We start from the raw sequence: 12,199 nt of genomic DNA, 5'->3' as shown, positions 1-12,199 counted from the left end.
GGGGGGTATCTGTCGTTGGTCGAACTGCCCGCGCGTGAGCTTGTGGTCGCAATCTTCCATCCTATCGGGCACCCCCTGCACCCACAGTTGATCAGGCCTGAGGCGTTGCGCTAGCGTTTAGTCTTCGTTAAAGCCATTCGCCTGGGTCTCGTTGTGGTGGTTTTGGTGGCGTCGACGGCACACGAGATCGCCGTAAACCGTCGAGCACAGGCCGACGCAGGGGGTTTTGATGGTTTGGTTGGACATGGGCAGCGACACACAACTCAGCGAAACAATGCGCCATGTTAGCCCTTTGTCTAAGGTTGATCACCCAGCAAACTTGGTTAGGCAACTTACCTTTAGATTTTTTTTGCCGTAGAATCATCCGGCCTTGTAAGGCGCCAATAATCCGCTGGAAGCTGTTTTCAAAGCGTCACGAGCACAGTCGTTCCTTCAGAACGGTGTTGGCGAAGGTCATTACCCGGTAGGTAGTAGCCAGCGCCAACCCTCATCAGCTCCGTTCTGCAGGCGTAAAACTTTGAAAGCAGCTTCTGTGAGGAATGCCGGCAGCGCTGGCTTTGCGGCCCAAAAAGCCCCCGAGCGCATGCGTGCCGTTCATTTCTGGATGAGCGTCCCGTGGGACCACTGATGAGGGTAATAACTGTGCTTGAAGCCTACCGCAAACATATCGAAGAGCGTGCAGCACTGGGTATCGTTCCCCAGCCGCTTAACGCCGAACAAACCGCAGGCCTGGTCGAGCTGCTGAAAAATCCCCCGGCTGGCGAAGAAGAATTCCTCGTTGACCTGATCACCAACCGCATTCCACCAGGCGTTGACGAAGCTGCCTACGTCAAGGCCGGTTTCCTGTCTGCCCTGGCCAAGGGCGAAGCCACTTCCCCCCTGATCGACAAGAAACGCGCTGTTGAACTGCTCGGCACCATGCAAGGCGGCTACAACATCGTGACGTTGGTCGAGCTGCTGGACGACGCTGAGCTGGCACCTGTCGCCGCCGCCCAACTCAAGCACACCCTGCTGATGTTCGATGCGTTCCACGACGTGGCTGAAAAAGCCAAGAACGGCAACGAACACGCTAAAGCCGTGATCCAGTCCTGGGCCGACGGCGAGTGGTTCAAGAACCGCCCTACCCTGGCCGACAAGATCAGCCTGCGCGTGTTCAAGGTCACCGGCGAAACCAACACCGACGACCTGTCCCCTGCGCCGGATGCCTGGTCCCGCCCTGACATCCCGCTGCACGCCCTGGCAATGCTGAAAATGGCTCGCGAAGGCATCGTGCCGGACGAGCAAGGCAAAACCGGTCCGATGAAGCAGATCGAAGAAATGCGCGGCCAAGGCTTCCCTATTGCCTACGTCGGTGACGTGGTCGGTACCGGTTCGTCGCGTAAATCGGCAACCAACTCGGTACTGTGGTTCTTCGGCGACGACGTTCCTTACGTGCCGAACAAGCGCGCTGGCGGCTTCTGCTTCGGCAGCAAGATCGCGCCTATCTTCTACAACACCATGGAAGATGCCGGCGCTCTGCCGATCGAATTTGACGTCACCAACATGAACATGGGCGACGTGATCGACCTGTACCCGCATGCTGGCAAAGTCTGCAAACACGGCACTGATGAAGTCCTGACCACCTTCGAAATGAAGACCCCGGTGCTGTTGGACGAAGTGCGTGCCGGTGGCCGTATCCCGTTGATCATCGGCCGTGGCCTGACCGAGAAGGCTCGCACCGAACTCGGCCTGCCGCCTTCGACCCTGTTCAAGCTGCCGGAAGCGCCGGCTGAAAGCGACAAAGGCTTCACCCTGGCGCAGAAAATGGTCGGCCGTGCTTGCGGTCTGGCAGAAGGCAAAGGCGTTCGCCCTGGCACCTACTGCGAACCGAAGATGACCACCGTAGGTTCTCAGGACACCACCGGTCCTATGACCCGTGATGAACTCAAAGACCTGGCGTGCCTGGGCTTCTCGACCGATCTGGTGATGCAGTCGTTCTGCCACACCGCGGCTTACCCTAAGCCGATCGACGTGACTACCCACCACACCCTGCCTGACTTCATCATGACCCGCGGCGGTGTATCGCTGCGTCCAGGCGACGGCATCATCCACAGCTGGTTGAACCGCATGCTGCTGCCGGACACCGTCGGCACCGGTGGTGACTCCCACACCCGTTTCCCGATGGGCATCTCGTTCCCGGCCGGTTCTGGCCTGGTGGCGTTCGCCGCAGCCACTGGCGTTATGCCTCTGGACATGCCGGAATCGATCCTGGTGCGCTTCAAAGGCAAAATGCAACCTGGCATCACCCTGCGTGACCTGGTTCACGCCATTCCTTACTACGCGATCCAGGCTGGCCTGCTGACCGTAGAGAAGAAAGGCAAGAAGAACGCTTTCTCCGGCCGCATCCTGGAGATCGAAGGCCTGAACGATCTGACGCTGGAACAAGCTTTCGAGCTGTCCGACGCCTCGGCTGAACGTTCGGCTGCCGGTTGCACCATCAAGCTGTCGAAAGACTCCGTCACCGAGTACTTGAACTCCAACATCACCCTGCTGCGCTGGATGATCGGCGAAGGCTACGGCGATGCACGCACCCTGGAACGCCGTGCTCAAGCGATGGAAGCCTGGGTTGCCAACCCTGAGCTGCTGGAAGCCGATGCCGACGCGCAATACGCTGAAATCATCGAGATCGACCTGGCTGAAATCAACGAGCCGATCCTCTGCGCGCCAAACGACCCGGACGATGCTCGTCTGTTGTCCAGCGTTGCCGGCGAGAAGATCGACGAAGTGTTTATCGGTTCGTGCATGACCAACATCGGTCACTTCCGCGCGGCCGGTAAGCTGCTGGAACAGGTCAAGGGTCAGCTGCCAACCCGTCTGTGGCTGTCGCCGCCGACCAAGATGGACGCTCACCAACTGACCGAAGAAGGCTACTACGGCATCTACGGCAAGGCTGGCGCGCGCATGGAAATGCCGGGCTGCTCGCTGTGCATGGGTAACCAGGCACGTGTAGAACCGAACTCGACCGTGGTGTCGACGTCGACCCGTAACTTCCCGAACCGTCTGGGTGATGGCGCCAACGTCTACCTGGCCTCGGCTGAGCTGGCGGCAGTGGCCTCCACGCTGGGTCGCCTGCCGACCGTCGAAGAGTACATGGGCTACGCGGCCAAACTGGACACCATGGCCAGTGACGTTTACCGCTACCTGAACTTCGACCAGATCGCCGAGTTCCGCAAAATCGCAGCAAGCGCCAACATCCCGGTGATTCAAGCCTAAGGTGTGTTGATGTAGCTACACCTGGTAAATCAGCGCCGCGCATCGCAAGGTACGCGGCGTTTTTTATGCCTGGGATTTAGCCAGAGCAAGCTGCACCGCACCGTCAACACTCAAACCGCTGAGCAGCACTTGCGGCGCCAGTGCCTCGGGCAATGCCTGCAACATGTCCAGCGCGTTGTGCCGCACACGCGCCAGCACCAAGCGCTTGCCCTCCCCGCGTACTTGCGCGAAGAATGCCGCCAGCGCCTCGACACTGGTGCCATCCAAGTCGGGAGACTCTTCCAGGCTCAACACCACCGCCTTGACCTGTGCGTGACGCATCAGGCGCAACGCCGCACCCAGAATGCGTTCGGCATTGGCGAAAAACAGCGCCTCGCTGGGGCGCACGATCAACAGGCCTGGCACTTCCACGGCATCCGGGTGGTGTTGGCGATCGACAAAATCATGACTGTCAGCCAAACGCCCAAGCACTTGGATATCGGCCGACGACATCTGGCGCAACATCAACATCACGCTGATCGCAACGGACACCAACAGCCCGTCCAGGACCCCCAGCACCAGCACAGCCGCCACCGCACAGATCACCAGTAAACGGTCGCGCCGCCATAGGAAGTAGCGCCCTAGCGGCTGCAAGCTCAGACCTCGGCCCAATGCGTAAATGACAATGGCAGCGAGCACCGGCTCCGGGGTCAGCGCAACATAGGGCAGCACCGTCAACACGATCACCAGCACCACCAGCGCAGCAACGATTCCCGCCAGGCGCGAGCCGGCACCGGCGGCTTCGTTCGCCGAGGTCGCCGAATAGCCGGCACCGGCCGGCATGCCATGGAACAGCGCGGATATGAGGTTAGCCGCACCCAGCGCGAGCAGGTCGCGGTTGGATGACACGCGATCGCCGTGCTTGAGCGCGAACGAACTGATGGAGCCGTAGGACTCCGCATACAAAATCATGACCAAGGCAAACGCCAACTCACCCAGACGCAGCCAGTCGCCAAATGGCAGGGCCGGCAAATGCCCCAACGCCAGACGCAGGTCGATCAGACCGATCAGCGCCACACCCTGGGCCTGCAAATCCAGGTACTGCCCGGCCACGATTCCCAGGATCACCACCAGCAGCCCGCCCGGCAGGCGCGGAACACGCGCGCACACCCACAACAGCATCAACGCTGCCGCCGCGACCATCGCAGCTGGCCAGTTCCAATCAGGTAGCTGCTCCACGAGCTGCGGCAGAAAGCGGATCAGGTTGTTATCGGTCAAGTGCACGCCGACCACACTGGCCAACTGCTTGAGGATGATCGTCAGCGCCAGGCCGAAGGCAAACCCGCGCAACACCGGTTTTGCGATAAACGAGGTGACGCCGCCGAGTTTGAACAACCCGGCCAGCAGGAACAGCACCCCGGTAATCAACACCAGCCCGAACGCAAGGGAAAGCCTCAGCGCTGGGTCACCGCCCGCCAGGCTGGCGGTGGCGGCAGCCAGTACCGCCGCCGAAGACGAGGTGGCCGAGACAATCGCAAAACGGCTGGTACCGAACAGGCCGTAGCACACCAACCCGGCAAACAGGGCGATGACCCCGGCCTGGGGCGGCAGCGCGGCAATGCTGGAATAGGCCACCGCCTCCGGCAGCAGCAAACCGGCAATGGATAAACCGGCGAGTATGTCCTGGGTACGATTAGACGGCGGAACAACCGTTGCAGTTTTCAATCAGCCCATCCTGGCAAATAACCTGCGTTAGCTTAGCCCTCATTACCTTCTTGTGGTTGAGCCAGGACAGGTTTTCCAAGCACAAAAAAACCGATTCGCGCAGGGCGCGAATCGGCGTTGGTGGGTGCAGCCTGCGGTCAGGACAGCAGCGAGTAGATCAATGCGGTAATCGCGACCAGGCCCACGGCCGTGACAAACACGTTAGATGCCTGCCCACGGTACTTGGCCATGGCCGGTACCTTGCGGATCGCGTACATCGGCATCAGGAACAGGATCGACGCGATGATCGGGCCGCCCAAGGTCTCGATCATGCCGAGGATGCTCGGGTTCAGCGTGGCGACGATCCAGCACACCACCAGCATGAACGCGGCAGTCATGCGGTCCAGGGACTTGGCTGCAGGGCGGCGACCGGTCTTGAGCACCAGGCCTTTGAGGCCTTCGCTGGCGCCGATGTAGTGGCCCAGGAACGACTTGGCGATCGCCACGAACGCAATCAACGGCGCGGCGAAGGCGATGGTCGGGTTGTCGAAGTGGTTGGCCAGGTACGACAGGATCGACAGGTTCTGCGCTTTCGCTTCAGCCAGCTGCGCCGGCGACAGGGTCAGCACACAACTGAACACGAAGAACAGCACCATCACCACCATCAACAGGTGCGCGCGGGACAGGATCTGCGAGCTGCGCTCATCGGCGTTCGCGCCGTACTGGCGTTTCTGGTCCACCGCGAAGGCGGAGATGATCGGCGAGTGGTTGAACGAGAACACCATTACCGGAATCGCCAGCCAGAGCGTGCTGAGCAATGCCGACGGCGCCGGGAGCTCACGGGCAGTGCTGAGGATGCCACCGGTCCAGTGTGGGATCAGGTACACGGCCAGGAACAGCAAGGCGACAATAAATGGATACACCATCAGACTCATGGCCTTGACGATCACCTGCTCACCGCAGCGCACCACCGCCAACAGGCCAAGGATCAGCACAAACGCCAGGATCGCGCGCGGCGGCGGCATGATGTGCAACTGGTGCTCCATGAAGCTGCTGACCGTGTTGGTGAGTGCCACGCTATAGATCAGCAGGATCGGGAAGATCGCGAAGAAGTACAGCAAGGTGATCAACGCACCGGCCTTAAGGCCGAAATGTTCTTCGACCACGTCGGTAATGTCGGAGCCTTCACGCCCGGACAGTACGAAACGGGTCAGGCCACGGTGGGCAAAGAACGTCATCGGGAATGCCAGCAGCGCCAGGATCACCAGTGGCCAGAAGCCCCCGAGGCCAGCGTTGATGGGCAAAAACAAAGTGCCGGCGCCAATGGCGGTGCCGAACAGGCCGAGCATCCAGGTGGTGTCCTGGCGGCTCCAGCGTGTGAGGGTTGCAGGTGTCGTTGCATAGCGTTCGTCGACGCTACTGGCCTGATCATTCATCCGGTCGGATCTCCGCATTTCCACAGCCGGGACGAGTCAGAAAAACCTGACAGGCAGCGCCCCGACCATAACAAGCGCGCGATTGTCCGGGATTCTCTTGGATAAGCAAAGACTTAGCTGAGGAGTGGTTATGCGGTGCGGCCGCTCAAGGGCGGCCGCAGGCGACGGTTTCACACGGTTTCAGGATTTTTGGACTATCTTCACGATCCTAGGTTAGCTGGCCTCACAACGACAGAAATCTTGGACTTTCTGCCGTATGGAGGGGGAGATGAACCCTTGCGAATCCGTGAAATTGAAGCTTCCCTTTTAAACACCTTCAGCAAAACGGCGTTCAAAAAAGAGCCGACATTTAGAGCCGAAAACTACCCATCTGCTTCGTCAGGTTTTCGGATAGCCCACGCAGCGTACGACAATCCTCGCGACAGCGTTGCACCTCGCTATTGGTGGTGGTTGCAAGGTCGGCGATCCCCTGTACATTACGATTGATCTCCTCTGTTACTGACGATTGCTCTTCCGTGGCAGTCGCCACTTGGCGGTTCATATCGCTGATGTGCTCAATCTGGCTGGAGATAGTTTGCAGCAAGCGGTTGGTACTTTCGCTCGCCTCAACACCGGTACCGGTGGCTGCTTGGCCAGAACTCATTGAGCTGACTGCGGCCTCCGCGCCTTGCTTGAGGTTCTGGATGATCCCCTGAATTTCGTCAGTAGAACCCTGAGGACGTCCAGCAAGCGTGCGCACCTCGTCAGCAACAACCGCAAAACCTCGGCCCATCTCCCCTGCCCTGGCAGCCTCAATAGCAGCGTTCAGGGCCAGCAGATTGGTCTGCTGCGATATCCCACGAATAACGGCCAGCACCTGATCAATCGTCGCTATTTGTTCGGCCAACGCACTGACCGATTTTGCTGCATGGCCAATGCCATCGGCCATTTGCTCGATATGCACCGTCGAACTGCCAACCATTTGGCTGGCCTGTTGAGCTTCGGAGCGAGCGCTGTTTGAGGCCTCCGCTGCGCTGCTGGCATTACGTGCAATCTCCTGCACCGTCAGGCCCATTTCATGTACCGCCGTGGCGACCATATCGGTCATCTCATTTTGCTGCACCGCTCTCTCGGCCGTCCCTTCAACAACCTGCGTGACTTGGCCAACCGCGACATTGAGTTGTGCGCTGGTTACCAGTGCTTGGCCGATCAGCTCCCTGAGCTTTGTACTCATCACCCGGACACTAGACATCGCGCTATTGGCGGGCGCGTCGGGAATCAGAACCCCGAGGTTGCCATTGGCGATTTCGCTCAAAATCTTATCCAGCACAGCGGGTGTACCACCCAGTTGCGCCAGCATTTGCTTTCGCCCGAGCATAACCAACAGAGCAATTTCCAGGATCAACGCCAGGAGCACGGCAATAAACAGGTTCTGGAACAGAGACAGCGTATTATCCGCGACGGTTACCTGTTGATCGGTACGTTCCTCCACCAAGCCGAAAAACTCGTCAACGGGCTTCATGATTTGCCCTTTGAACTGGTGATATTCGCGGCCGTGCAACAGGTCACGCGCCAACGCCAAATCAGGTGCAGCGTTGATTGAGTAAGTGCCCTGAGGGTCAATGAATTTACCTTTGACGGCATTCATTGCCTTGGTTTCAAGCTGGACCAAACCGTCGGATTTATCCTGAGCCTCTTTAAGCCTCGCAAACTCTGCATCGTTGAAGCCCGCACGCCGCATGAGCTCATTCAATGCAACTGTTTCACCATCTGGCCTTGGTTTCAGATTACCGGCAGCAACAAAATCCCAGTAGATTCGATGGTATCCCTCAGGTCTAGGGGCCTTACCGTTGCGGATCTGCAGAACCTGCAGGTATTCTCGTTCGTACTCAGGATCGGCCGTGACGGCATAAGTTCGGGCCAACCGCGTCAGGTCATCAGAACTCTGCCGCAACTCATCTGCCAGTAAGTAAGAGTGGTAGCGCTTTTCGCTGGAGACCAATAAGTCCTTGGAGGAGAGCTTTATCGAGTAAAACGTATAAACCAAAGCCACGAATGTTATGGCGATCAGAATCAACAAGCCGTAAAGCGTCCGCGATGTTTTAGCTGCGTTCATAGCGCTATGAGTCCTAGGGAGAGGACAAAACCAAGCCACACAACGGCGGCAATTCTCGGATCATTAGCAGAAGCTATGCAGTGACATATCGGAGTCTAGGCGCAAGTCGGGTGCCCAGGTAATTTTTAATTCATGAATAGTTGCAACCATCACTTGACAACGCAGCACTAGGACGCGAACAGATTAATAGTGTCCAGGACCACCGAGGTATTAGGCGCCTATTGAAGACATAGCGATTGCTGAGCAGGTATTTTCAGCACGCTTCGATGTGATCCCACTGTTGGGTTCACCACGCTGTTCGGCCTGTCAAACCGGTGGAGGGCTGGAAAACAGCTGCTGGGTATGGGCGAGTTGCGCACTTAACACGGAAGGCCTGGCGAAAACGCCCTTAATACATGGCGCATCGGCCGCGTTTTGACAAATGACCGTGCGGGCCGGCAGCGTTTTCCACCTGCCGACGCGTTGCGACACGTTTATCGGAGTCCCCCCTTATAACTCCAAACGTTCAAAAAGAGCCAAATAAAAAATTCAAACATACTTTTCCAAACCAAGAATCCGCCACAACAGCTGTATATACATGTTACGGAAATACACATACCTGTTGAACAGCGTCTGAGTTCCTAACTACTAACCAACCCTCACCGAGTGCAAAAAAATGATTCTTATTTAACACCTTTAGGCGTTCTAACAATACAAAGACTCACTACGGTTTTTGCCGGACTGTTTCTTGCTGGAATATTTAGCTCACCCGAAACTTACGCAAAACAAGGGGAGCCAGGATCAGACGTCTATGCGCTGGCCTCTTCCCCTCAGTGGTTGACCACCAAAGTCTGATAACGCGGTCATGTTAACGGTGTTTCTTAAACATGATCAGTCACGGCCGTTAAGCGCACTGAAAGCACAACTGGCCAAGCAGGAGTTTCACACAGTATTTCCTCCTGCCGGAGTGGAAGTCGTCAGTTGGAATATAACCATGGGCATCGGGCAGGTCATCGTCCTGCGCCTGGCAGAAATCACCCTGGCGCGTGCGGCACGCGGCAGTGGCCCGTCAGACGAATTCCTGGAAGCCACACGAACCAAGCTGCTGCCCGTGAAGAATTCGGAAGCGACCGTTGACAGCCGTGCGACCACGCCAGCATGATCGGGCCATGAACCTTATTCAGCTGTGCCTCACTCGCACCACCACCACGACCGCTTATGGCGGGTCGTGCGGTTGCTGTGGGTGCTTGAGCTAGAAACATCCCGGATACAACCCAAGGCCCCGCCAGCAATGGACGGGGCCTTTTTATTGCCCCGCCACCTGGCCACTGCAAGGAGCAAGACCATGGCAAACGCCCTGCTGATCATCGATATGCAAAACGGTTTATACGATGGGCCGGACAAACCCTTCGAACGCGAGCGCGTGCTGGGTACCATCAACCAACTGATCCAGCGCGCCCGCACAGCCAACGCGCCGATCTTCGTGGCCCGCCACACCGGCACTGCCGGCTCACCGATTGAAGCCGGCAGCCCTCTCTGGCAGCTCTTGCCCGAGCTGAATGTCGACGAGGCCCGCGATCACCTGTTCAATAAAACCCGCCCCAGCTGCTTTCTAGGCACCGATCTGGCGCAGCAACTGGCGGCGAAGCAGGTGGATGAACTGGTGATTGTGGGGATGAAAACGCAGTTCTGCATCGACACCACCTGCCGAGTGGCGGCTGAGTTGGGGTTTTCAGTGGTGTTGCCGGAGGATGGCCATACCTGCATGGACACCCCACTACTGTCGGCCGAAGCGATCATCGCGCATCACAATGCGACCCTGGCGGGGGCGTTCGTAAAGCGGGTCAAGGCGATCGACGTTGCCTGGAGCCAACACGCTCAGCTATCCAGCTAAACAGTCGAACCCCCGAGACTTGCATTGCGCAGTTCACCATTGATGGCGTTCTGCGCAATATCCAGTTTTTCGACCAGCTCGGCAGTCTCATGGGCGGTCAGCACAAGAACAGGCCGGTCCCAGTCGTAGTTCTTGATGACATTTATACGAAACCCGCCAGTGGCATCAAATTCCGGGTACCAACCCACATCCAGTAACAGCCCCCCAGCGAATTCCACTTGGAGCATATCTTCCTTCAGCAGCCCGGTTTGCCTTGCCACGGCTACATCCTGCAAGCGCGACAGATCATCATGGGTGACCCTGCCGCCGGTAAAATTAAGCGGGATCAATTTGTTAACCTCCTGAATTCCTGTTCAGAAATGGGATGACCGTGAATAGCGCCGGCACTCAGCTCGATCCGAACCCAGCGACTGAGCTTGCCCTGACTGGCGCCTATGCAGTATGGAAACTCCATCACTCTCCAAGGCTTTCCATTCGTGGTGGGTATGCCATTTTTTATAGGCCTCTCTCTCAAGCATTTCAATAGCGATGCTGGGCCTGTACTTGGCTGGGCCGACAAGCGTATTCGCAATCACCGCATTCCACCGCACCAGCGTTGAGAGGCTGTGTTTGTAACCGTAAGGTGTCCATTCGATCTCATCGTGTGTGGCAGGAACAAGCACCCATATTGTCTCTGCTGAAGGGAAAGTCGACAAAGTCTGGCGCAGTAAATAGGTCCTGGATGGGCGGTCTGTAAATTCAGAATGGCCTTACGAAAGAAGAAAATTTTCTATCTGAACAAATCGTTCCGTCTTACAAATCCCGCATACTCATCCTCTCAAACCCTTCAGGAAGAGCCTTGCGATGTCCACCACTGTTCTGGTCCTGGTTGAAACCATCAACGAGTACCTGCAAATCATCGAGAGCAACGACTTTCACGTGATTCTGGCGCCAACGCCGGCCGAACGCGCCCAGGCGATCAAAGCCCACGGCGGGCAGATCAAGGCGGTGCTGACGCGGGGCCCCCTGGGGCTGTATGCCGAGGAAATCGCCGCACTGCCGCTGCTGGAGATCATCTGCGTGATCGGTGCCGGCTACGAGCATGTGGACCTGCAGGCGGCGAGCAATCGTGGGATCGTGGTGACCAACGGCGCCGGGGTGAATGCGCCGTCGGTGGCCGACCATGCCATGGCGTTGCTGCTGTCGCTGGTGCGCGGTATTCCCCAGACCGACGCGGCCGTGCGGCGCAGCGAGTGGCCAAAGGTGATGCGCCCTTCCCTGGGCGGCAAGCACCTGGGCATTCTGGGGCTCGGCGCGGTGGGCATCGAGATCGCCAAGCGTGCGGCCCTGGGCTTCGGCATGGAGGTGAGTTATCACAACCGCCAGCCCCGCGATGATGTGGACTACACCTACTGTGCCAGCGCCGTGGAATTGGCGCGCACCTCGGATTTTCTGATACTGGCCACGCCCGGCGGTGCGAGCACCCGTCACCTGATTGATCGGCACGCCTTGGACGCGCTCGGACCGAACGGCTACTTGGTGAACATCGGGCGCGGTAGCGTGGTGGTGACCGACGACCTGGTGGCTGCTCTTGAGCAACGGCGTATCGGCGGCGCGGCACTCGATGTGTTCGACGATGAGCCCAAAGTGCCGGACGCCCTCAAGCGCCTGAGCAATACCGTGCTCACCTCCCACGTGGCCGGCCTGTCGCCGGAAGCGGCCCACGACACGGTGCAGCGCGTGGCCGATAACCTGGTGGAATACTTCGCCGGCCGTCCCGTGCTGACACCCGTTAACCTGCCGCCACGCAACTAATAGCGTTTAGCCAGCGCCGACGCAAAAACTGACTACACTGCTTTGCGGGTATGCTCAGGACGTCGG

At 58.3% G+C, this 12,199-nt stretch carries 6 protein-coding genes and 3 pseudogenes; 4 read left to right on the top strand and 5 right to left on the bottom strand.

The features are described from left to right. Positions 1–170: 170 nt before the first annotated feature. Positions 171–246 (bottom strand): annotated as a pseudogene (locus tag E0F99_RS31200) (DUF1289 domain-containing protein); the annotation flags it as partial. Between the two features lie 396 nt (positions 247–642). Between E0F99_RS31200 and acnB the strand changes: the two are divergent. Then, positions 643–3,252 (top strand): bifunctional aconitate hydratase 2/2-methylisocitrate dehydratase, encoded by a 2,610-nt coding sequence (gene acnB / locus E0F99_RS19170; RefSeq protein WP_083358636.1) that lies wholly within the window; start codon positions 643–645, stop codon positions 3,250–3,252. 63 nt (positions 3,253–3,315) lie between these two features. On the opposite strand, the gene E0F99_RS19165 is transcribed toward acnB, so the two are convergent. The 3 genes and pseudogenes from E0F99_RS19165 to E0F99_RS31195 form a co-directional block, all read right to left on the bottom strand. Continuing rightward, positions 3,316–4,956 (bottom strand): SulP family inorganic anion transporter, encoded by a 1,641-nt coding sequence (locus E0F99_RS19165; protein ID WP_083358637.1) that lies wholly within the window; start codon positions 4,954–4,956, stop codon positions 3,316–3,318. 137 nt (positions 4,957–5,093) lie between these two features. Next, complete coding sequence (locus E0F99_RS19160) at positions 5,094–6,371, bottom strand: serine/threonine transporter (protein WP_083358638.1); 1,278 nt, start codon at positions 6,369–6,371, stop codon at positions 5,094–5,096. 349 nt (positions 6,372–6,720) lie between these two features. Next, a pseudogene (locus E0F99_RS31195) lies at positions 6,721–7,707 on the bottom strand (methyl-accepting chemotaxis protein); the annotation flags it as partial. Positions 7,708–9,295: 1,588 nt separating this feature from the next. On the opposite strand from E0F99_RS31195, the pseudogene E0F99_RS30275 reads away from it, so the two are divergent. Together E0F99_RS30275 and E0F99_RS19145 are read left to right on the top strand one after the other, a co-directional pair. Further along, positions 9,296–9,490 (top strand): annotated as a pseudogene (locus tag E0F99_RS30275) (hypothetical protein); the annotation flags it as partial. A gap of 300 nt (positions 9,491–9,790) precedes the next feature. Beyond that, positions 9,791–10,339: a cysteine hydrolase family protein gene (locus E0F99_RS19145; protein ID WP_083358640.1), complete on the top strand. Its 549-nt coding sequence runs from the start codon at positions 9,791–9,793 to the stop codon at positions 10,337–10,339. On the opposite strand, the gene E0F99_RS19140 is transcribed toward E0F99_RS19145, so the two are convergent. Beyond that, positions 10,336–10,668 carry a hypothetical protein gene (locus tag E0F99_RS19140; protein WP_083358641.1) on the bottom strand — a complete coding sequence of 111 codons (333 nt, stop codon included), beginning with the start codon at positions 10,666–10,668 and terminating at the stop codon, positions 10,336–10,338. The genes E0F99_RS19145 and E0F99_RS19140 overlap by 4 nt on opposite strands. Before the next feature lie 514 nt (positions 10,669–11,182). Between E0F99_RS19140 and E0F99_RS19135 the strand changes: the two genes are divergently transcribed. Continuing rightward, positions 11,183–12,133 (top strand): 2-hydroxyacid dehydrogenase, encoded by a 951-nt coding sequence (locus E0F99_RS19135; RefSeq protein WP_083358642.1) that lies wholly within the window; start codon positions 11,183–11,185, stop codon positions 12,131–12,133. The last annotated feature ends 66 nt before the right edge of the window (positions 12,134–12,199 follow it).

This window comes from Pseudomonas antarctica, assembly GCF_900624995.1.
Lineage (GTDB): Bacteria > Pseudomonadota > Gammaproteobacteria > Pseudomonadales > Pseudomonadaceae > Aquipseudomonas > Aquipseudomonas antarctica.
The sequence above is the reverse complement of the archived record's forward strand: the minus strand, read 5'-3'. Positions and strand labels throughout refer to the sequence as shown.